This window comes from Streptomyces triticisoli, from assembly GCF_003270085.1.
Lineage (GTDB): Bacteria > Actinomycetota > Actinomycetes > Streptomycetales > Streptomycetaceae > Streptomyces > Streptomyces triticisoli.
This window is the reverse complement of sequence record NZ_QFDQ01000094.1, coordinates 25,036-46,067: the sequence shown is the minus strand read 5'-3', so window position 1 is coordinate 46,067 and position 21,032 is coordinate 25,036. Positions and strand designations below refer to the sequence as shown.

Sequence of the window (21,032 nt, the reverse complement as noted above, 5' to 3'; positions counted from 1 at the left end):
GACGTTTTGTCGACACGGGCCCGTCTCGGGCGACGACTGATCCAGCTCTACGCGGGACTCGCGCTGTACGGCGCGAGCTCCGCGCTTCTCGTCCGGGCGGGCCTGGGCCTGGAGCCCTGGAACGTGCTGCACCAGGGCCTGGCCGAGCTCACGGGCCTGACGATCGGCGTGGTGTCGGTCATCGTCGGGGCGGTGGTGCTGTTGCTGTGGGCCCCGCTGCGCCAGCGCCCCGGACTCGGCACGGTCTCCAACGTCTTCGTGGTGGGTCTCGCCATGGACGGCGCTCTCGCCCTGCTGCCCGGCGTCCACTCCCCGGCCGTACGAGTGCTCCTGCTCGTGGCGGGTGTCGTGCTCAACGGAGTGGCCACCGGCCTCTACATCGCCGCCCGCTTCGGGCCCGGTCCGCGTGACGGGCTGATGACCGGACTGCACCGGCGCACCGGCCGCTCGATCCGGCTGATGCGCACCGCCGTGGAGGTGGCGGTCGTCGCCACCGGCTTCGCCCTCGGCGGGACGATCGGTGTCGGCACGGTCCTGTACGCGCTGACCATCGGCCCGCTGGCCCAGCTGTTCCTGCGCGTGTTCGCCGTCCCGGCGCCATCCGGCGGCAGTACGGCCATTTCCACAGCGACACCCGAACGGGTGATACTGCGTCCGTGAGCACGCTCGTACGCCACCCGTACCTCGACCACCCGGGGCCCATTCCCTTCGCGCACCGCGGCGGGGCGGCCGACGGGCTGGAGAACACCGTGGCGCAGTTCCGGCGCGCGGTCGACCTCGGTTACCGCTACATCGAGACCGACGTCCACTCCACGGCGGACGGCCGGCTCGTCGCCTTCCACGACGCGACCCTGGACCGGGTGACCGACGGCGCGGGCCGCATCGCGGACCTGCCGTGGCAGGACGTGCGGCACGCGCGCGTGGCGGGCCGGGAGCCCGTGCCGCTCTTCGAGGAGCTGCTGGAGACCTTCCCCGAGGTCCGCTGGAACGTCGACGTCAAGGCGGAGCCCGCCCTGCGCCCCCTGCTGGACCTGATCGAGCGGGCGAACGCATGGGGGCGTGTCTGTGTCGGCTCGTTCTCCGAGGCGCGTGTGGTCAGGGCCCAGCGGCTGGCCGGGCCGCGCCTCGCCACGTCGTACGGCACGCGCGGGGTGCTGGGGCTGCGGCTGCGGTCCTGGGGTCTGCCGGCCGCGCTGCGCCGCTCCGCGGTGGCCGCACAGGTTCCGGTCTCCCAGTCGGGCGTCCCGGTGGTCGACCCGCTGTTCGTCCGCGCCGCGCACGCGCGCGGGCTGCACGTGCACGTGTGGACCGTCAACGAGTCCGAGCGGATGCACCGGCTCCTGGACCTGGGGGTCGATGGCATCATGACCGATCACATCGACACGTTGCGCAAAGTGATGGAGGACCGGGGCGTCTGGGCCTGAGGCCCCGGCCGTCCCGGTCGTCCTCGCGGACCGGCAACAGCGGCACCACGGGGAAGCGAGGGCACGGGTGGGCAGCGACGCCGCGCGGGCACAGCGGGCGGCCGACGAGACGGCCGAACGGCGGCGCGAACAGCGCGGCTGGTACTTCTACGACTGGGCGTGCTCCGTCTACTCGACCAGCGTGCTCACCGTGTTCCTCGGCCCCTACCTCACCGCGGTCGCCGAGTCCGCGGCGGACGCGAACGGGTTCGTGCACCCGCTGGGGATCCCGGTGCGGGCCGGGTCGTTCTTCGCGTACTGCGTCTCGGCGTCCGTCGTCGTGGCGATCGTGCTGATGCCGGTCGCGGGCGCGGCGGCCGACCGCACCGGCCGCAGGAAACCGCTGCTGGCGACCGCCGCCTATGTGGGCGCCGGTGCCACCACGGGCCTGTTCTTCCTGGACGGCCACCGCTATCTGCTGGGCGGTTTCCTGCTGGTAGTCGCCAACGCGTCGGTGGCCGTCTCGATGGTCCTCTACAACTCCTACCTGCCGCAGATCGCCCCGCCCGAGGAGCGCGACGCGGTGTCCTCGCGCGGCTGGGCCTTCGGCTACGCGGCCGGCTCCCTGGTACTGCTGGCGAACCTGGCGCTGTTCACCGCCCACGACTCCTTCGGGGTTTCGGAGGCGATGGCCGTCCGCATCTGTCTGGCCTCGGCCGGTCTGTGGTGGGGCCTGTTCACGCTCGTACCGCTGAAGCGGCTGCGCGACCGCCGTACGGCGGGGACCTGCACGGCGCCGCCCGTGCACGGCTGGCGTCAACTCGCTTCCACCGTACGGGACATGCGGAGCAAACCACTCACTCTGGCCTTCCTCCTCGCCTACCTCGTCTACAACGACGGCATCCAGACGGTGATCTCCCAGGCCTCGGTGTACGGCTCCCGGGAGCTCGGCCTGAGTCAGTCCACGCTCATCACGGCGGTGCTGATGGTGCAGGTGCTGGCGGTCGCGGGGGCGCTCGGCATGGGGCGGCTGGCCCGGATCTACGGGGCGAAGCGCACGATCCTCGGATCGCTGGTCGCGTGGACGGCGACGCTGACGGCCGGGTACTTCCTGCCGGCCGGGGCACCGGCGTGGTTCTTCGTGCTGGCCGCCGGGATCGGACTGGTCCTCGGGGGCAGCCAGGCACTGTCCCGGTCGCTGTTCTCGCACCTGGTCCCGCCCGGCAAGGAGGCCGAGTACTTCTCGGCGTACGAGATGAGCGACCGCGGCATGAGCTGGCTGGGGCCGTTGCTGTTCGGGCTCACCTACCAGCTGACCGGCAGCTACCGGGACGCGATCATCTCGCTGGTGGCGTTCTTCGTGATCGGGTTCGCGCTGCTGGCCCGGGTTCCGATACGGCGCGCGATCGCTGACGCGGGCAATCCGGCCCCTGACCGGATTTAGCACTCGGGGCGAAAGGGCGGTAGTGTACGCGTTTGGCCTGCCAGGCGTACCGTTACTGCGCGTCAAAGAAGCCGAAACGCTGGGTGACATCTCCTAACAGATGTGACAAACCGGGCGCCGGTGGGTACTGCACTGGTTGACAAGGCTGCGGCTACGACGGCGACGCATGACCCGGAACGGGACCTCGGAACGGGAATCTTTACCGCCGACCGGACGTTGACCGGATGACGACGACAGCGACACCTGTCCTGTGGGCGACAAGCCCGGGAGGCACGATTCATGAGTGAGCGAGCTCTTCGCGGCACGCGCCTCGTGGTGACCAGCTACGAGACGGACCGCGGTATCGACCTGGCTCCGCGCCAGGCCGTGGAGTACGCATGCGAGAAGGGGCACCGTTTCGAGATGCCCTTCTCGGTCGAGGCGGATATCCCGCCGGAGTGGGAGTGCAAGGTCTGCGGGGCCCAGGCACTTCTGGTGGATGGCGACGGTCCGGAGGAGAAGAAGGCCAAGCCGGCCCGTACGCACTGGGACATGCTGATGGAGCGGCGTACCCGTGAGGAGCTCGAGGAAGTCCTCGAGGAGCGTCTGGCCGTTCTGCGCAGCGGTGCGATGAACATCGCCGTCCATCCTCGGGACAGCCGCAAGAGCGCGTAGTCCCTGCGGGGCTCGGCCGCGTTGCAGCGCACGCGAGTTGCCGCGGGCACCGTACGTCGACGTACGGTGCCCGCGCTTTCGTTTTCGGGCGCGGGCCTGCGAGGGGTTGCTGTTCCTGGGCTGCGCCCCGGACCCCCTGTCGGCCTTCACGGGCTTCACGCGCTGCTTGGTCTCACCGAGTCAGAGGTGGGCGCTGCTCCCGCGGGGCGTCTGTCGGTTCCTCCCTGATGACCTCGCCCTGGACCACCTTGCCGTCGGGGCGGTGTATGCGGGCCTGCTGGAAGGCGTCGCCCAGGGTACCGGGGGCGGAAGCGCGGAGTTTGCGGTCGACCGTGCGCTCGGCGTAGCGGCTCACGGCCCGCTGGACCGGCGGGAGGAGCAGGAGCAGGCCCATCACGTCCGAGATCATGCCGGGGATCATCAGCAGCAGGCCGCCCAGCATCGTCAGGCCGTTGCCGCCGCGGCCCGTGGAGGGGGCTCCGCCCCGCTGCAGTGCCTCGTTGAGGTTCTGGAAGGCACGGCGGCCTGCCCGCTTGATCACCGCCGCGCCGAGGACGAGGCCGGCGACCAGCAGCAGGAAGACCGCGAACCCGCCCGCCGCGCCCGCGACCAGGGTCAGCAGCCAGATCTCCAGTACCAGCCACGCCGCGATGCCCAGCGGCAGGTACCTGCGCAGCCGGGGCCGGGGCCGGGGGGAGTGCGGAGAGGTCGGAGCGCCTGTCGTCATACTCCCAGTGTGCCTGGTGCCTGCTCAGTGCCGGATAAGCGCTATCCCCGGCTCTTGCCGTCCCGGCCGGTGATTTTGGTCACCCGCTCTCCCACGCCCCACGCGGTGACCCGCCACAGCGCCTCCACGAGGATGTCACGGCTCATCTTGGAGTCGCCGAATTCCCGCTCGACGAAGGTGATGGGGACCTCGACGACGTGGTAGCCGGCCTTGACGGCGCGGCGGGCCAGGTCGACCTGGAAGCAGTAGCCCTGCGAGGCGACCTCGTCCAGGCCCAGGCCCTCCAGCGTCTCCCGGCGGAAGGCGCGGTAGCCGCCGGTGATGTCCCGCAGGGGCAGGTCGAGGGCGAGGCGGGAGTACATGCTGCCGCCGCGGGAGATGTACTCGCGGCTCCTGGGCCAGTTCACCACACGCCCGCCCGGCACCCAGCGGGAGCCCAGCACCAGGTCGGCACCCTTGAGTGCGGTCAGCAGCCGGGGCAGCTCCTCGGGCTGATGGGAGCCGTCGGCGTCCATCTCGACCAGGACGCCGTAGTCGCGCTCCAGTCCCCAGCGGAAGCCCGCGAGGTAGGCGGCGCCGAGGCCCTCCTTGCTCTTGCGGTGCAGCACGTGCACGTGCCCGTCCTCGGCCGCCAGTTCGTCGGCGAGCTTGCCGGTGCCGTCGGGGCTGTTGTCATCGGCCACGAGGACGTGTGCCTCGGGGACGGCCTTGCGCACCCGGCCCACGATCGCCTTGATGTTCTCCGCCTCGTTGTAGGTCGGGATGATCACCAAGGCCGTGCCGAGCGGGCCGAGTCGCCTGTTCTGGGCCCCAGCCGCGAGGGTGCCGTCGCCGTGGTTCACTGCTGCCCCTTCAAGTCCGTACGCAGGGAACCACCTTAGTGGTCCCGGCCTGCGAGAGCGTGACACGACGTGCGTGCGGGGCGTCGATCGGGCAGGAGCGGGGTAGGAATGACCGTTTTGAACATGTAGCGGATCCCCGTTCGGCGGATGGGGGCCCGGTGCCCTTCGGGCCGGCCCGGGATCCGCCGGCTGCGGATCGACCTGAAGCCGTTGTCTACTGAGCGCCCGGGCCCCACCCGGGTCATACCTTGCCCACCGTCCGGAACGCTCCGCCCTCGCCGCGGGCGCTGAGCCTGGCTCCCGGTGACGGTGATCCGGTGCGGCACACCGTCCCTGACCCAGCGGCGCCGTGACGCGGGTACGGAGGTTCCCCGGCCGGGCGTCCGGTGATGGACCCGGCAGAACCTACCGGCCCCCTGCCATCGCCTGTCAACCAGCCGATCGCCCTGAACGAGCGTGCTTCTCCACCCGGTCCGTGCGCAGGAAGCTCAGGTCGCGCGACGGAACGGCGGCCGGTGGACGCCGCCGCGCCGCTCCGGGAGATCACTCGCCCGGCCGTACGAACACGGTCCGCCCGCCCACCACGGTCCGCAGGCAGACGGGCAGGTCACGACCGGGGGTGAGGTCGGGCAGCCCGGGGGTGCCGGAGCGCGGGTCGGTCGACCAGCGCGCTACCCGGTCGTCGGGGGCCTGGACGACGAGTTCGTCGGTGCGCCACACCGCGTAGTCCGCGGGGGCGCCCGGCACCAGAACTCCGGCGTCGTCCCGTCCGACCGCCCGCCAGCCGCCCCGTGTGTGCGCGGTGAACGCGGCGCGTACCGAGACGCGGTGCTCGGGGGTGCGGTGGAAGGCCGCCGCGCGGACCGTGCTCCACGGGTCCAGCGGTGTGACGGGGCTGTCGGAGCCGAAGGCGAGCGGGACACCGGCGCGGAGCAGGGCCGCGAAGGGGTTCAGCGTCCGGGCCCGCTCGGTGCCCAGGCGCTGGGCGTACATGCCGCCCTCGCCGCCCCACAGGGCGTCGAAGGCGGGCTGCACGGACGCGGTCAGGCCGAGTTCGGCGAAGGCGGCGATGGTCTCGGGGGTGAGCATCTCGGCGTGCTCGACACGGTGCCGGGCGGCGCGGACCCGGGCGAGGCCGACCTTGTCGGCGGCGGCGCGCATGCCGTCGACGACGGCGGTGACGGCGGCGTCGCCGATGGCGTGGAAGCCCGCCTGGATGCCCGCCTCGGTGCAGGCGATGACGTGGGCGGCGACGGCGGCCGCGTCGAGGTAGGCGGTTCCGGTGTGGTGGGCGTCGGCGTACGGCACGTGCAGGCAGGCGGTGTGCGAGCCGATGGAGCCGTCGACGAAGAGGTCGCCGGCGGCGCCGAGCGCGCCGAGTTCCCGCACCTTGTCGACGTTCTCCTCCGCCCAGTAGCCGACGACCCGGGGGGACGGTTCCTCGGCGGCGAGCGCCAGCAGGCCCGTGAAGTCGTCCTCGGAGGAGATGCGCGGGCCGCCGCACTCGTGCACGGACCCGATGCCCAGGGAGGCGGCGTGGTCGAGTGCGGCCCGCTGTGCCCCGGCGCGCTGGGCGGGGGTGATCGCGCCGAACGCGGCGGCGCGTACGGCGTGGTGGGCGTCGGCGGTCAGCGGGCCGTCCACGGGGCCCGGGGCTTCGGGCACCAGGTCGAGCAGGGCCGTGGTGACGACGGCGGAGTGGACGTCGATCCGGCTGAGGTAGAGGGGCCGGCCGCCGGTGGCCTCGTCGAGTTCCGCGCGTGTGGGGGGACGGCCGCCGGGCCAGCGGGCCGCGTCCCAGCCGTGACCGAGCAGTACGCGGTCGTCGGGGTGGGCGGCGGCGAAGTCCCGTACCCGGGCGAGCGCCGTCTCCAGGGAGGGGGCGTCGGACAGGTCCAGGCCGGTGAGCGCGAGACCGGTCGCGGTGGTGTGCACATGGGCATCGGTGAACGCCGGGGTGACGAGTGCGCCGTCCAGGTCGACCACCTCGTCGACGCCGTCCGCGAACGCGTCCGCCGCGCCCTCAGAGCCGACCCACGCCACCTGCCCCGCCTCGACGACCATCGCGGTCGCGAACGGGTCGGCGGGGCTGTGGACCTCGCCCCGGCGAAGAAGAACGGTCTGCACGTCAACACTGCGCTCACTCATGAACACCAGTCTCCCGCCCCGCCGGGGCACCGCCGCACGCAGGGCGACGGCGGCCACTGGACAGTGATCAGATGCGGGGAGGCCGGGACTCGTACGGGGTCGACAGGACCACCGTCGTGCGCGTGGAGACGCCTGCCAGAGTGCGTACGCGTGCCAGGAGTTCCTCCAGTTCGTGGGGGGTGGCCACGCGGACCTTGAGGATGTAGTTCTCGTCGCCGGCGACGCTGTGGCAGGCCTCGATCTCCGGGACGCCGGCCAGGCGGTCGGCGATGTCGTCGGGGGCGCTGGGGTCGAAGGGTTTGACCGAGATGAAGGCGGTCATGGGCAGACCCACGGCCTCGGCGTCGACGACCGCGGCGTATCCGCGGATGACGCCGCGCTGCTCCAGCCGTCGCACCCGCTGGTGCACGGCCGACGTGGAAAGCCCCGTGGCCTTGCCCAGGTCGGTGTAGCTCATCCGCCCGTCCTTGACGAGCAGCTGCACGATCTGTCGGTCCAGCTCCTCCATGGCGCAAGAACCTACAGGGCTCCTGATCTCCCCGGACAGCTCAACGGCCCGGATCATGCGCCGTTCGTGATGTCGCAAAAGCCTCCACGGCGGGCACCCGCGGGTGGTGTGTGACGAACACCACACCTCTTGGAGGCTCTCCGTGATGTTCTCGTGATTACCGCCGAGACCGGACGGGAAGTGCTTGCTGTGGTCGAGGCCGCAGCGCCTTCACGGCCCAGCCTTAGGGGGAGAATCCCATGCAGAGTCTCAAGCGCCCTGGTCGTCCTGTGCCCAAGCGGCGGCAGCCGGTCGTCGAACTCCATCCGGAGTGGGTGGAATCCGACGCCGACGACGCCTTGGACGGCGAGGAGCCCGATGCCTACGACACCTTCGAGATGTACCGGGTGATCTGCCCGGAGTGCGCGCAGCCCATCGCCCTGCTCGCGGACGAGGAGGTCCTGCCGGAGCACGCGCTGTGCGCCTCGCCGTGGAACCCGTTCGGGCTCACGGTCTGCGCCGGTACGGGCCGACGGGCCTCCGAGGCCCGCCCCGCGGACGAGTCCTTCGCGCCCCAGGAGCAGGACACCGCCCTGCTGTTGACCCTCCCGCAGGGGCTCGACTGGCGCACGCAGCCTTTCTCGCACGTCGGCGGCCCGGGCTCGCGCCCGATGCGCGTGCCGGCGATGCGCCGTCATGCCGCCTGAACAACGCCGCCCGACTCCCGTGGGGCTCGCTCCCGTGCCCCACCCCGGCCCGCCTCACGGCACGGGCCCCGCACGGCGGGCAACGGCCGGCACCACGACCCGCCCGGGAACCACGCCACCGCCGGAATGAGGTCCCGACCGGGGACCACGGCACCACCCACACCACGGCCCGGCCCAGGGCCACGGCCCCGGTCTGCAGCCTGGCCTCGGTGAGTACCGGGCCCCGGCGGCTCCATGGCACTGTCGGGGCACGGCTCCGCCGACAACCACGGCATCGCCTCGCCCACGGCCCGGCCCGGTTCACGGCCCTGGCCCGCATCACGGCCCCGCCACTTGCCGGAACAGCGTCCGGAATCACGGCCCCGTCCATGGCCACGACTCCGGTCGGCACCGCGTCGTCCTTCGGCACCGGAGCACCGCAGAGTCACGGTCCGGCCGGGGACCACGACCCCGCCCGCACCACGGCCCCGCCCCGTCGCAGGACCCCACGCCGGCCCGGGCCGGCGTGGGGCCGGATCCGTGCGTGGGTCCGGTGCGTCAGGTCACCCTGTCGGCCCAAGTCACCGTCGGCCCAAGTCACCGTCGGCCCCGGACGCCCATGAACTCACGCTCGATTCCGCGCGATGGTGACCTGGCCTCGGGGCCTCGCGTTGGTCAGGTATGACCACCACCCAGACGGCAGTCGCGCGTCGGCGTCGCGTGTTTGTTCCGCCGCCCGCGGAGTCGGTTCCGCCTGCGCCTCCACAGGCCCAGGACCCGCCGATCTACCGCGACTTGGTGCGCATCTGGGCCGACCGGGGCCGTACCCTGCCGGGGCGACACGACCCGGAGTGGGTGCGGCTGGTGGCGCCCCCGGCCGGCCTCGGGCTGTTCAGCGGGTCTCGGGGCCCGCGACGTGACGGGCGATGACCATCCGCTGGATCTGGTTGGTGCCCTCGACGATCTGCAGGACCTTGGCCTCGCGCATGTAGCGCTCGACCGGGAAGTCCGCGGTGTAGCCGTACCCGCCGAGCACCTGGACGGCATCGGTGGTCACCTTCATCGCCGTGTCCGTGCAGAACAGCTTGGCCATGGCCGCCTGCCGCGCGAACGGCCGGCCGGCGTCCCGCAGCCGCGCCGCCGCCAGATACAGCGCGCGGCCCGCCTCGATCTGCGTCGCCATGTCGGCGATCATGAAACGCAGTCCCTGGAAGTCCGATATGGGCCGCCCGAACTGCTGCCGCTCGGCGGCGTAGCCGACCGCCTCGTCCAGGGCTGCCTGGGCGAGACCGATGGCGCAGGCCGCGATGCCGAGCCGGCCGGAGTCGAGCGCGGACAGGGCGATGGCGAAGCCCTGCCCCTCCTCCCCCAGCCGCCGGTCGTCGGAGACCCGCACTCCGTCCAGGTGAATCTGCGCGGTGGGTGAGCCCTTCAGGCCCATCTTCTTCTCCGGAACCGCGGCGCTCAGGCCCTCGGCGTCGCCGGGCACCAGGAAGGCCGTGATACCACGCGGGCCCTCCTCACCGGTGCGGGCCATGACCGTGTAGAAGTCGGCGAGCCCGCCGTGGGTGATCCACGCCTTGGTCCCGGTGATCACCCAGCCGTCGCCCTCCCGGACCGCCTTGGTGCGCAGCGAGGCCGCGTCGGAGCCGGAGGCGGGCTCGGAGAGGGCGTACGCGCCGAGCAGGCCGCCGCCGAGCATGGCGGGCAGGTGCTCGACCTGCTGTTCCTTGGTGCCGTAGGTGGCGAGCCCGTACGAGGCGAGCGTGTGCACGCTCAGGCCCAGGCCTACGGTGAGGCGGGCCGCGGCCAGCTCCTCGAGGACCTGGAGGTACACCTCGTAGGGCTGGTCGCCGCCGCCGTACTCGGAGTCGTAGGGCAGGCCGAGCAGCCCCGAGCGGGACAGCAGGGTGAAGGTCTCACGCGGGAAGCGTCCCGCGTCCTCCTCCTCGGCCGCCTTGGGGGCGATCTCGTGCTGCGCGATGTCGCGGACGAGCGAGATCAGGTCCCGGGCCTCGTCCGTGGGCAGTTGCCGGTCCACCGGCTGCGGGGCGCGGTCGGGCATGGCGACGCTCTCCTCCCTGTCGGGCGCATCGGCGGATGTGCGCCTTGGGTGGGGGCGGCTCCGCCGGGGTCTTTCTCGGGCCGGCCGTGGTCGGCGATCCCGGGTCACGGAAGCTGCTGACCAGCGGCTGTGCGCTGTGAGTATGCCCGATCGGAGAGATCCCGTCACCGGTTAACGGTCGCTTACTTCGAGAAATCTCAAGAGGGCGAAGTTGGTTCAAACCATTGACAAACCATTACTGAACCGGGCGGAACGCCCATCTGGGGGCCGAGCGGGGACACGTGCCTGCTCAGTCGTCGCGGCGGGCGGGTGCGGGAGCCGGGTGGGCCGGGTCCAGCTCCTCGATGGCGCGCAGGGTGCCGCCGAGGGTCTTCACCAGCAGGTCGCGCATGGTGTCGCGGGACAGCTCGGGCCGGTCGATCCAGTCCAGGGTGGCGCCCTCGACACTGCACACCCAGGCGAGCAGGCCCATGCGGGCCAGTGGGGCGATCGCGGTACGGCCGTAGGCGCCCTTCGCGATGGTCGCGACGATGGCCTCGCGCACGCCGTCCCGGATGGCGTGGACCTCGGCGTCGAAGCCGACACCGCCGCTGACGATGGTGCGATAGGCGGCCTGGTGGTGCTCCGCGTAGCGGAGGTAGCTGTCGATGGTGCGGTGCACCCGGTCCACGGCCGGGAGTTCCAGGCCGCCCGCCGCGAAGGTGACCAGGTCGGCGACGGAGTCCTCGATGATCGCCAGGTAGTAGCCGCGCTTGGACCGGAAGTAGTAGTAGATCAGACCCTTGGCCACACGGGCCTGCCGGGCGATGTCGTCCATCGAGAGGGCGTCGTAGGAGGTGTCGGCGAACAACCTCCGCCCGATGGCGATGAGTTCGGCGCGACGTGCCACGGAGCGCTCGGTGCCGCGCGTACGGCTGGGGGTCCCCCCTGCTCGAACGGAGTCGAGGGCCCGGGGGAGGGCGGCCTCACTCTGTCGACTGATGTTCAATTTCGGCCCTGGTCTCCAACTGAGCGGTCGGGCTCCGCAGTATGGCAGGCCGGCCGTCGGGCCGCTCACGGGGAAGGCCCCGGTCACCCGGGGCCTTCGTGGCTTCGTACGTCCGCGGCGTCCCGGTCAGCGGACGCCCACCGCGGCAAGAGCCTTGCGCTGGTGGGCCGTTGGATGGGCCGGGAAGTACAGGTAGCAGATGCCGCCACTGCCGGAGGCGACCTTGCCGGAGGCGTTGTAGCGCTTGGTCCTGAGCCAGATGTTCTCGAACTCCCGGCGCCGGTACACGCGCCGCACCGCCTCGTCACTCGGCGAGGCCGGGTCGTTGGCAATCACATCGCCGCCGGCGGTGAAGCCGATGACGGTCATCAGGTGACCGTTGGTGCCGTAACCGGCGCCGGTCAGCTCGGTCTTGAGGAAGGACTGGGACGTGATGGCCGGGATGCCGGCCGCGATCAGCGTCTCGAGGTCGGTGAGCGAGCCGAGCCGGGTGACGACGCCCTGCAGGTCCTTGAACGTGGCCGCGTAGGCGGCGTTGAACGGCCAGTTGCCACAGCCGGCGTACTGGTGGTCGTACGTGTGCCGGGCGGCGTGGCAGATCTGCGGATCGGCGTAGGACGGGTCGACCCAGGACAGTTGCTCGGGGGTGAGCCGGCCACCCCAGTACTCGATGATCATCTGGGAGGAGGTGGGGCTGCACCAGGCCTCGCCGCCGTTGTCGTACTCGGGGTACTGGCCGACGTGGATCTCCTGCGAGTAGCGCGGGACGATCAGCTCCCCGGCCAGGCCGGGTGTGGAGGCGGGGACGGTGAAGCGGTCGGGGATGTCGGAGCCCATGGCGCCGATCCGCCACACGGTGGGGGTGAGGGTGGTGCCGGGCCTGCGGTAGAGGGTGAGCCGCAGCCGGTACGCGGTGAGGCGCAGCCCGGAGGCCGGGTCGTCGACGGAGAAGGTGTCCGTCCAGACGGTGCCGCGGCCGTCGCTCTGGCCGTCGACGGAGGTCCGTCTGATGTCCTGGTCGCCGGCCGCCCAGCGGCCCATCACGTACCAGGGGGTGTCCGTGCCGTCGGAGTACGTGCCCCGCAGCTCGACCTGGAGCCAGGTCCCGGCCGGAGTGTGCGCGTTCCAGGAGGCGACCGCCTCGGTGGCCGGCACGGTGAGCCGGTGGGCCGGCCCCGTCCAGGTGGCGTACTCCCAGGTGGCGGTGGTGCCGGTGTGCGGGTCGAGGTAGTCGGTGGCGCCCGCCGGCCGCACCATCCGGAGGCCGGGACGGACACCCGCGACGGCGCGGGTGCCGTGGGCCGTACCGCTGCGCCAGTCGGTGTACGTCGTCCAGGCGCGGTAGTCGACCGGGCGGGCCGGGGTGGTGCGGGGGCGGCCGCCGGCGTTCGGGGTTTCGGCGGTCGGTGCGGTGGCGGCGACCGCCGGTGCGGCGCCACCCGCGGTCGCCGCGGCGACCGCGGCGGCCAGGACGGATCTGCGGGACGGCTGTTCGGCTCTGCTCATGGGTGGATGACCCCCAGGTGTCCGAAGTCGGGGCGGTCCGTGCACGGCTGTGCGCCCACTATGACCGCGGCGTCCGCCTCCTGCCAGCACTTCGACGCGCGCCGTACCCACCAATATTGGTCTCCACCACTGGCGTGACCTGCGAGGAGCCACTCCGCCGTGGCTCATGGGCCCTCACTAGAATGCCTGGGGAAGTACGCCTCCGTCTGTTCCGGGAATCGTCATTCGCGCTCTCGCTGATCGTCTTCGCCGTCTGCCGCCGTCCTGCGGGACCGTACGGCTCATCGGCGTCGACGGGCATGCCGGGTCCGGGAAGTCCACGTTCGCCGGGGAGTTGGCGGTGGCGCTCGGAGAAGCGCCCGTGCTGCACCTGGACGATGTCGCCAGCCACGAGGAGTTGTTCTCGTGGGACGGGCGGCTGCTGAGCGAGGTCGTCGAGCCGCTGCGGCGCGGGGCGACGGCGCGGTACTTCCCCTACGACTGGCGGGCGCGGCGGTTCGGGCCGGCGCGCCCGCTGCCGCCGGCGCCGGTGATCCTCGTCGAGGGCGTGGGAGCGGGGCGGCGGGTGCTGCGCCCGTATCTGGCGCGGCTGCTGTGGATGGAGCTGCCGCGCGAGGAGGCCTGGGCGCGGGGGCGGTCGCGGGACGGGGAGGAGCAGCGGGAGTTCTGGTCCGGGTGGGTCGAGGCCGAGCGCCGGCACTTCGCCGAGGACCCCTCGCGGCCCTTCGCCGATCTTCTGGTGCGGCAGTCGGCCCAGGGATACGAGGTGCTTCCGGGGCCTGCCGGGACCGTTGGACCGGACCACTTCGTCACCCACCGTGACGGGCCGTCGGCAGTGTGCTGAAGTTGTGGAGACCGCCGCGGGCGAACTTCTCCGACTGTTCCAACTCCGCTTGACCCGGGGGCCGTACAGGACTTACGTTCTCAGTGTGCGGTCGTTGATGGCCGCCGACAGACGCGAAGCCCCCGGTTGTTCCCCCGTGATCGGGGGCTTCGTTCTGTCCACCCACCGTTTTCCGGACGCTGCCCGGCGCCATCCGGTCACCCTCAGTCACCGAATACGGCGCGCCCCGTCCGCTCCCACCTCGCCGAACGGCCTGTGCGGCACCCTTCGGCGCGTGGCTGCCCCGCAGGTACGATGCCCTCGGTGCGACCTTCGGACGGCTGCTCAGCCCATTGCAACTCCGGTCCGCGGCAAAGCGGTTCGACCACAGGAGGCCGCCTGGTGGATGCCGGACGGCGAACCTTGGGGGGCACGATCTGTGGGGGACGTGATGGACTTCGGCACGCAGGGCCCCGACGCCCCGGCCGACCTCGCGTGGCTGCGAGGCGTGGACGCCTACACCATGGGCGCCTATCCGCAGGCGGAGGAGGAGTTCCGTACCGCGGTGCGGTTGGACCCCGGGATGGCCGACGGCTGGCTCGGCCTGCACGCGCTGCGGGTGGACACGACGACCGCGCTGCTGCGGATGTTCCGGCACCGGGAGCGTTTCGGCGAGCAGCGCACCCGGCACCGCCGCACCCTCAACTCCTGGTACTGGCTGGGCTGGTGGGTGCAGCCCGTCCTTGAAAGACCCCGTGATCTGCTGCTCGCGCACGCCTCGCACTGGCTGGACGGCCGCCATGTCCCCGAGCTGGACCGGGCGCTGGCCGGACTGCCGCCGGTGGACACCGACGCCCAGGTCCGCTTTCTGCACGCCTGCCGCGCCTATCTCGTCAAGGACTGGGAACAGCTGGTCCGGCACACCGACCCGCTGCTCGACGATCCCCTGCTCGGCATCGAGGCCGGGCTGTTCGGCGGCATGGCCCGGGTCCGGATGGAGATGTACGGACAGGCCGAGCCCCTGCTCGCGGCCGCGCTGATGCGGTGCCGCAGCGAGCAGCCGCAGCGCAAGGAGTTGCGGTACTGGCTGGCGCGGGCGCACGAGGGCACCGGGCGCAGCGCCGCCGCGCTCCCGCTGTACCGGGCGGTGCACCGGGTCGATCCGGCCTTCATGGACACCTCGGCGCGGCTGGCGGCGATCGCCGAGGGCGACGGCTACGACGACGTGGCCGGGCTCGCCGCGATCACGGTGACCGGTGTCGGGCAGGACACGGTGGACGGCCCGGATGTGCTGGACCCGCTCTTCGGTACGGAGGGACGGGATCTGAAGCTGTCCGGTTCCGATCTGTCGGTGACCGGCCCGCTGCCGTCGGTGACCGATCCGGCGGTGCGCCGGCGGACCACGACGGGCGGGGACGCGCTGCCCACGGGTCCGACCGATCCCGCGTTGCTCGAGGAAGCGCTTGCCGAGCTTGAGCGCATGGTGGGTCTGGAGCCGGTGAAGCGCCAGGTCAAGGCCCTGTCCGCGCAGCTGAACATGGCACGGCTGCGGGCCGGGCAGGGGTTGCCCGTGCAGCCGCCCAAACGCCACTTCGTCTTCTCCGGTCCCTCCGGCACCGGCAAGACCACCGTTGCCCGCATCCTCGGTCGCGTCTTCTACGCGCTCGGTCTGCTCGGCGGCGACCATCTGGTGGAGGCCCAGCGGGCCGACCTGGTCGGCGAGTACCTGGGGCAGACCGCCGTCAAGGCCAATGAGCTCATCGACTCCGCGATCGGTGGTGTCCTCTTCGTCGACGAGGCGTACTCGCTGTCCAACTCCGGCTACGGGAAGGGGGACGCGTACGGCGACGAGGCGTTGCAGGTGCTGCTCAAGCGGGCCGAGGACAACCGCGACCACCTGGTGGTGATCCTCGCCGGCTATCCCGAGGGCATGGACCGGCTGCTGGCCGCCAACCCCGGGCTGTCGTCCCGCTTCACGACCCGGGTGGACTTCCCGTCGTACCGGCCTGCCGAACTGACCGAGATCGGCAAGGTGCTCGCCGCGGAGAACGGTGACCTGTGGGACGACGAGGCCCTGGACGAGCTGCGCTCGATCGCCGGGCATGTGGTCGACCAGGGGTGGATCGACGAGCTCGGGAACGGGCGGTTCCTGCGGACGCTGTACGAGAAGAGCTGTGCGTACCGTGACCTGCGGCTGTCGACGTACCCGGGGACGCTGTCCCGGGAGGACCTGGCGACGCTGCGGTTGCCGGATCTCATGCAGGCGTACGGGGAGGTTTCCTCGGGGCGGGGGCCCCAGGATCCGTCGGCGTTGTGACGGACGCTGGGCCCCGTCGCCCCGAGTGCCCTCCGCTGGGGCGGCACGAATGCCCGCAGCCGGGTACTACGTCACCAGTACCTCCTCCGGATCGCCGCTCCCCCGCAGCTCCGTGAGCCGTATCTCCGTCGCCACCCGGTGCGCCGGGTCCCGTACCTCGCCCACCAGGAGTTCCAGGACGTCCTCCAGGGTGACCAGGCCCAGCACCTTGCCGGAGGGGTCCGCCACCTGGGCCAGGTGGGTGGCCGCCCGGCGCATGACCGTCAGGGCGTCGTCGAGCGGCAGCTCGGCGCGCAGGGTGGTCATCGGGCGCCATATCCGCTGCGGTACGGCCCGGTCGGAGTCCTCCAGGTCCAGGACGTCCTTGACGTGGAGGTAGCCCATGAAGGCGCCGCTGCCGGCGGCGACCGGGAAGCGGGAGTAGCCGGTGCGGGCGGTGAGCGCGACGATCTCGCCGGGGGTGACCGACGGGCTGACCGTCACCAGTGCCTCGCGCCCCAGCAGGACATCGGTGACCGGGCGGGAGCCCAGCTCCAGCGCGTCCTCCAGACGCTCCTGCTCCTCGGGGTCCAGCAGTCCTGCCTGGCGGGAGTCCTCCACCAGCCGGTTGAGCTGCGCCCTTGTGCAGGCGGCCTCGACCTCGTCCCTGGGCTCGACGCGGAACAGCCGCAGGACACCCTTGGCGCAGGCCCCGAGCGCGGCCGTGACCGGCCGGCACAGGCCGGCGAAGGCGACCAGGCCGGGGCCGAGCCACAGCGCGGTCTTCTCCGGTGCGGCCATGGCGAGGTTCTTCGGCACCATCTCGCCGATGACGAGGTGGAAGAAGACCACGGCCACGAGCGCGATGACGTAGCCGAGCGGGTGGACCACGCCGCCGGGCAGGCGCAGCCAGGTGAACACCGGCTCCAGCAGACGGGTCACCGTCGGTTCGGCGACGGCGCCCAGGGTCAGCGAGCAGACGGTGATGCCGAACTGGGCGGCGGCCATCATCTGCGGCAGCCGCTCCAGGCCGTGCAGCACCTGGCGGGCCCGGGCGGTGCCGAGCGGTTCGATCTGGCTGCGGCGGACGGAGACGAGAGCGAACTCGGCACCGACGAAGAAGCCGTTGGCGAGCACGAGCAGCGCGGCGAAGAGCAGTTGGAGCAGGCTCATCGGGCAGCCTCCACCACGGCCGCGACCGCGTCCGCCGCGGGGGCGGTGCGGACCAGCCGTACCCGCTCCGCGCGGTAGTGCCCGACCTGGCGCACGGCCAGCCGCCAGCCGGGCAGCTCCGCCCGGTCGCCGGGGGCCGGGATGCGGCCGAGCAGGTCGGCGACCAGGCCCGCGACGGTCTCGTACGGGCCCTCGGGCACGTCCAGGCCGATGCGCTGCAGCAGGTCGACGCGGCAGCCGCCGTCGACGTCCCAGGTGGGCCGGCCGTCCTCCGGCAGGGCGGGGGCGAGCTCGGGCACGTCCGTGGCGTCGTGCTCGTCGCGGACCTCGCCGACGAGTTCCTCGACGATGTCCTCCAGGGTGACGACGCCCGCCGTGCCGCCGTACTCGTCGACCACGACGGCGATGGGCTGCTCGCTGCGCAGCCGGGCGAGCAGGGGCCGCACCGGCAGGGTCTCGGGGACCAGCAGCGCCGGGCGGGCGATACGGCCCACGGGGGTGCGCAGCCGCTCGTGCGCCGGCACCGCGAGGGCGTCCTTGAGGTGGACCATGCCGACGACTTCGTCGATCTTCTCGTAGTAGACGGGGAAGCGGGACAGGCCGGTGGCGCGGGTCAGGTTGACCACGTCCTCGGCGGTCGCCGAGGACTGCAGGGCGCTGACCTTCACGCGCGGGGTCATGACGTGCTGTGCGGTCAGGTCGCCCAGGGACAGGGTGCGCACGAAGAGGTCCGCGGTGTCCGGTTCGAGGGCGCCGGCCCGGGCCGAGTGGCGGGCCAGCGAGACCAGCTCGCCCGGGGTACGGGCGGAGGCCAGCTCCTCGGTGGGTTCGACGCCCAGGGCGCGCACCAGCCGGTTGGCGACCGCGTTCAGCGTGGCGATCACCGGGTGGAACAGGCGTGAGAAGACGTGCTGCGGGCCGGCCACGAAGCGCGCGACCTGCAGGGGCCGGGACACCGCCCAGTTCTTGGGTACGAGCTCGCCGATCACCATCTGGACCGCCGAGGCCAGCAGCATGCCGACGACCACGGCGACCCCGGAGACGGCCCCGTCGGGTATGCCGACCGCCGTGAACGGGCCGCGCAGCAGCCGGGCCAGTGCCGGTTCGGCGAGCATGCCGACCACCAGAGAGGTGATCGTGATGCCGAGCTGGGTGCCGGAGAGCTGGAAGGACAGCTCCTTGAGGGATTCGACGACCGTACGGGCCCGTGGGTCGCCTTCGGCGGCGGCCTTCTCGGCGTCCGGGCGCTCGACGGTGACCAGGCCGAACTCGGCCGCGACGAAGAAGCCGTTGGCCAGGATCAGCAGGAATGCCGCTGCCAGGAGCAGCAGGGGGATGGTCATGATGCCGCCGCCTCCGCGTGCGCGCGAACCGCGGTCGGGCGGTCGGCGCTATGTCGGCAGGGGGCGGCGCAGGTACTGCAGGACGATCCGTCCATCGCCGGAGGGAGTCACTCCTCGGGTAGCAGGAGCCCCTGGCACCGGGCGGAACTCAGGGGCGGGGGCGCAGTCGGACAACGCCTCCGCCCAACAGAATATTCAAGACGGGGCCCCACGCATCAGGGTGGACGTCCCCGACTCAGCCCTGAGGTTCGTCCTCGGACCGCTCGGGGTCCTGGATGGACCGGGCCTCGACGAGCGCGCGCAGGGTGCGCGCGTCTGCGATGGCGCGCTGCTTGGCGATGCCCGGCTGGATGCCGAGCACGGGCAGGCTGGTGCCGTCGCTGAGGTTCAGGAACACCCACGGGTCGCCGGGGCGCAGGTTCACCTGCAGGATCTCCGCCCAGGCCAGGTGGCGCCGTCCGACGATGTTGACGACGGTGACACCGGAGTCGTCGGCGACCACCTTCGGCCGGGCGAGCAGGACCGGGATCCAGGCCAGCAGGGCGCCGGTGAAGACGAAGCTGATGCGCTCGCCGGGGCTGAGCTGTTCCAGCAGCAGCGCGACGACGGTCATCGCCACGAACAGGGCGACAGCGGCGGTGAGCAGGACGGCCCGGGTGCGCCCCGGCCGGAAGGTGACGGGAAGTGCGGGCAGGTCGGACATCGTCGTGTGCTCTCTCGTCCCTCAGAGGCGGCAGGCGTGGATGGCCGTGGTCAGGATGGCACGGGCGCCGATCTCGTACAGGTCGTCCATGACCCGCTGGGCCTCGTTGGCCGGGACCATGGCGCGCACGGCGACCCAGCCCTCGTTGTGCAGTGGGGAGATGGTCGGGGACTCCAGGCCCGGGGTGAGCGCGACGGCCTTCTCCAGCTGCTCGACCCGGCAGTCGTAGTCCATCATCACGTACGTCCGGGCCACCAGGACGCCCTGGAGGCGGCGCAGGAACTGCTGCACCTTGGGCTCCTCGGCGTCCGCGCCGGTGCGGCGGACGACGATCGCCTCGGACTTCATGATCGGCTCGCCGACGACCACGAGGCCGGCGTTGCGCAGCGAGGTGCCGGTCTCGACGACGTCCGCGATGACCTCGGCGACGCCGAGTTCGATGGCGGTCTCGACGGCGCCGTCCAGGTGGACGACGGAAGCGTCGATGCCGCTGTCGGCGAGGTGCTTGGCGACGATGCCCTCGTAGGAGGTGGCGACCGTCTTGCCGTTCAGGTCGGCGATGCCGTCGCCGACGGTGCCGGGCTTGGCCGCGTAGCGGAAGGTGGAGCGGGCGAAGCCGAGCGGCAGGATCTCCTCGGCGCCCGCTCCGGAGTCGACGAGCAGGTCACGACCGGTGACGCCGATGTCGAGGCGGCCGGTGGAGACGTAGATCGCGATGTCGCGGGGGCGGAGGTAGAAGAACTCGACCTCGTTGGTCGGGTCGACGATCCGCAGCTCCTTGGACTCGCGTCGCTGCTGGTAGCCGGCCTCATGCAGCATCTCCGCCGCAGGGCCGGCGAGTGAACCCTTGTTGGGGACGGCGATGCGCAGCATGAGGTCGGCTTCCTTCGTTCGTTGACGTGTTCGTGGCGTACGGGACGGTGTGCGGGCGGTGCTCAGAGGTGGGCGTAGACGTCGTCCAGGGAGATGCCGCGGGCGACCATCATCACCTGGACGTGGTACAGCAGCTGCGAGATCTCCTCGGCGGCCGCCTCCTTGCCCTCGTACTCGGCGGCCATCCAGACCTCTGCGGCCTCTTCGACGACCTTCTTGCCGATGGCGTGGACCCCCTTGCCGACCAGCTCGGCGGTCCGGGAGGTGGCGGGATCGCCGTGGGCGGCCTTGTGCTGGAGCTCGGTGAAGAGCTCCTCGAACGTCTTCTTGGACATGGTGGTGCCAACCCTACGCGCTCCGGGCGGCGCTCACCGCCAGGGTTCGGATACCGAACGGAGCGTCGCCGCGGTCGCCACCGCCGCGGTGACCGCCTCATGTCCCTTGTCCTCGCTGGAGCCCGCCAAGCCCGCCCGGTCCAGGGCCTGCTCCTCGGTGTCACAGGTGAGCACGCCGAAGCCGACGGGCACACCGGTCTCGATCGACACCTGGGTCAGCCCCTGCGTGACGCCCTGGCACACATAGTCGAAGTGGGGGGTGCCGCCGCGGATGACGACGCCGAGGGCGACGATCGCGTCGTAGCCGCGGCCGGCCAGCACCTTGGCCACCACCGGGAGCTCGAAGCTGCCGGGGACGCGGAGCAGGGTCGGCTCGTCGATCCCCAGTTCGTGCAGGGCGCGCAGGGCGCCGTCCACCAGTCCGTCCATCACCTTCTCGTGCCACTGCGCCGCGATGACGGCGACCCTGAGGTCCCCGACGTTACGGACCGACAGTTCCGGTGCACCCTTGCCGCTCACGTGTCTCCTCGCTTTTC

The 21,032-nt window shown here is 71.9% G+C and carries 20 protein-coding genes; 7 read left to right on the top strand and 13 right to left on the bottom strand.

The window, feature by feature from the left end; all coding sequences use genetic code 11:
• The first annotated feature begins 6 nt into the window (after window positions 1-6).
• The 4 genes from yczE (at window position 7) to DEP02_RS16160 (ending at window position 3,501) form a co-directional block, all read left to right on the top strand.
• Complete coding sequence (yczE, locus tag DEP02_RS16175; RefSeq protein ID WP_112468021.1) at window positions 7-660, top strand: membrane protein YczE; 654 nt, start codon at window positions 7-9, stop codon at window positions 658-660.
• Entirely contained in the window at window positions 657-1,424 is a 768-nt protein-coding gene (locus tag DEP02_RS16170) for a glycerophosphodiester phosphodiesterase family protein (RefSeq protein WP_112468020.1), read from the top strand. Before yczE ends, DEP02_RS16170 begins: the two co-directional genes overlap by 4 nt.
• Before the next feature lie 67 nt (window positions 1,425-1,491).
• Window positions 1,492-2,847: an MFS transporter gene (locus tag DEP02_RS16165; protein WP_112468019.1), complete on the top strand. Its 1,356-nt coding sequence runs from the start codon at window positions 1,492-1,494 to the stop codon at window positions 2,845-2,847.
• Window positions 2,848-3,126: 279 nt separating this feature from the next.
• A complete protein-coding gene (locus DEP02_RS16160; protein WP_112468018.1) occupies window positions 3,127-3,501 on the top strand; it encodes an RNA polymerase-binding protein RbpA in 375 nt (124 codons plus the stop codon).
• 172 nt (window positions 3,502-3,673) lie between these two features.
• On the opposite strand, the gene fxsA is transcribed toward DEP02_RS16160, so the two are convergent.
• From fxsA to DEP02_RS16140, 4 genes are all read right to left on the bottom strand, one after another.
• Entirely contained in the window at window positions 3,674-4,228 is a 555-nt protein-coding gene (gene fxsA, locus DEP02_RS16155) for an FxsA family membrane protein (RefSeq protein WP_112468017.1), read from the bottom strand.
• A 41-nt stretch (window positions 4,229-4,269) separates the two neighbouring features.
• Window positions 4,270-5,070 (bottom strand): polyprenol monophosphomannose synthase, encoded by an 801-nt coding sequence (locus DEP02_RS16150; RefSeq protein WP_112468016.1) that lies wholly within the window; start codon window positions 5,068-5,070, stop codon window positions 4,270-4,272.
• 543 nt (window positions 5,071-5,613) lie between these two features.
• Window positions 5,614-7,218, bottom strand: a complete 1,605-nt coding sequence (locus DEP02_RS16145) for an amidohydrolase (protein WP_112468032.1) — start codon at window positions 7,216-7,218, stop codon at window positions 5,614-5,616.
• A gap of 67 nt (window positions 7,219-7,285) precedes the next feature.
• Window positions 7,286-7,726, bottom strand: coding sequence for an Lrp/AsnC family transcriptional regulator (locus DEP02_RS16140; protein WP_073945769.1), 441 nt, complete (start codon window positions 7,724-7,726; stop codon window positions 7,286-7,288).
• Between the two features lie 239 nt (window positions 7,727-7,965).
• Between DEP02_RS16140 and DEP02_RS16135 the strand changes: the two genes are divergently transcribed.
• The gene (locus tag DEP02_RS16135) at window positions 7,966-8,412 is read left to right on the top strand and encodes a hypothetical protein (protein ID WP_112468015.1); all 447 of its coding nucleotides are present in this window, start codon (window positions 7,966-7,968) and stop codon (window positions 8,410-8,412) included.
• 871 nt (window positions 8,413-9,283) lie between these two features.
• Here DEP02_RS16135 and DEP02_RS16125 read toward each other — a convergent pair.
• From DEP02_RS16125 to DEP02_RS16115, 3 genes are all read right to left on the bottom strand, one after another.
• Window positions 9,284-10,456 carry an acyl-CoA dehydrogenase family protein gene (locus tag DEP02_RS16125; protein WP_112468014.1) on the bottom strand — a complete coding sequence of 391 codons (1,173 nt, stop codon included), beginning with the start codon at window positions 10,454-10,456 and terminating at the stop codon, window positions 9,284-9,286.
• Window positions 10,457-10,745: 289 nt separating this feature from the next.
• The gene (locus DEP02_RS16120) at window positions 10,746-11,444 is read right to left on the bottom strand and encodes a TetR/AcrR family transcriptional regulator (RefSeq protein WP_112468013.1); all 699 of its coding nucleotides are present in this window, start codon (window positions 11,442-11,444) and stop codon (window positions 10,746-10,748) included.
• Between the two features lie 126 nt (window positions 11,445-11,570).
• Window positions 11,571-12,950 carry a C39 family peptidase gene (locus DEP02_RS16115; protein ID WP_112468012.1) on the bottom strand — a complete coding sequence of 460 codons (1,380 nt, stop codon included), beginning with the start codon at window positions 12,948-12,950 and terminating at the stop codon, window positions 11,571-11,573.
• 223 nt (window positions 12,951-13,173) lie between these two features.
• On the opposite strand from DEP02_RS16115, the gene DEP02_RS16110 reads away from it, so the two are divergent.
• Both DEP02_RS16110 and DEP02_RS16105 read left to right on the top strand, forming a co-directional pair.
• Complete coding sequence (locus DEP02_RS16110; RefSeq protein ID WP_112468011.1) at window positions 13,174-13,794, top strand: uridine kinase family protein; 621 nt, start codon at window positions 13,174-13,176, stop codon at window positions 13,792-13,794.
• A 430-nt stretch (window positions 13,795-14,224) separates the two neighbouring features.
• Entirely contained in the window at window positions 14,225-16,090 is a 1,866-nt protein-coding gene (locus DEP02_RS16105; protein ID WP_112468010.1) for an AAA family ATPase, read from the top strand.
• Between the two features lie 66 nt (window positions 16,091-16,156).
• On the opposite strand, the gene DEP02_RS16100 is transcribed toward DEP02_RS16105, so the two are convergent.
• The 6 genes from DEP02_RS16100 to ribH all read right to left on the bottom strand — a co-directional run bounded on the left by DEP02_RS16100 (window position 16,157) and on the right by ribH (window position 21,015).
• Entirely contained in the window at window positions 16,157-17,242 is a 1,086-nt protein-coding gene (locus tag DEP02_RS16100; RefSeq protein ID WP_112468009.1) for a hemolysin family protein, read from the bottom strand.
• Window positions 17,239-18,585 (bottom strand): hemolysin family protein, encoded by a 1,347-nt coding sequence (locus tag DEP02_RS16095; RefSeq protein WP_112468008.1) that lies wholly within the window; start codon window positions 18,583-18,585, stop codon window positions 17,239-17,241. Before DEP02_RS16095 ends, DEP02_RS16100 begins: the two co-directional genes overlap by 4 nt.
• A 235-nt stretch (window positions 18,586-18,820) precedes the next feature.
• Entirely contained in the window at window positions 18,821-19,288 is a 468-nt protein-coding gene (locus DEP02_RS16090; protein WP_112468007.1) for a PH domain-containing protein, read from the bottom strand.
• A 21-nt stretch (window positions 19,289-19,309) separates the two neighbouring features.
• On the bottom strand, window positions 19,310-20,161 hold the full coding sequence (hisG, locus tag DEP02_RS16085; protein WP_112468006.1) for an ATP phosphoribosyltransferase: 852 nt from the start codon (window positions 20,159-20,161) through the stop codon (window positions 19,310-19,312).
• Between the two features lie 62 nt (window positions 20,162-20,223).
• Entirely contained in the window at window positions 20,224-20,496 is a 273-nt protein-coding gene (locus DEP02_RS16080) for a phosphoribosyl-ATP diphosphatase (RefSeq protein ID WP_007491392.1), read from the bottom strand.
• A 33-nt stretch (window positions 20,497-20,529) separates the two neighbouring features.
• Window positions 20,530-21,015, bottom strand: a complete 486-nt coding sequence (ribH, locus tag DEP02_RS16075; protein ID WP_112468005.1) for a 6,7-dimethyl-8-ribityllumazine synthase — start codon at window positions 21,013-21,015, stop codon at window positions 20,530-20,532.
• Between the last annotated feature and the right edge of the window lie 17 nt (window positions 21,016-21,032).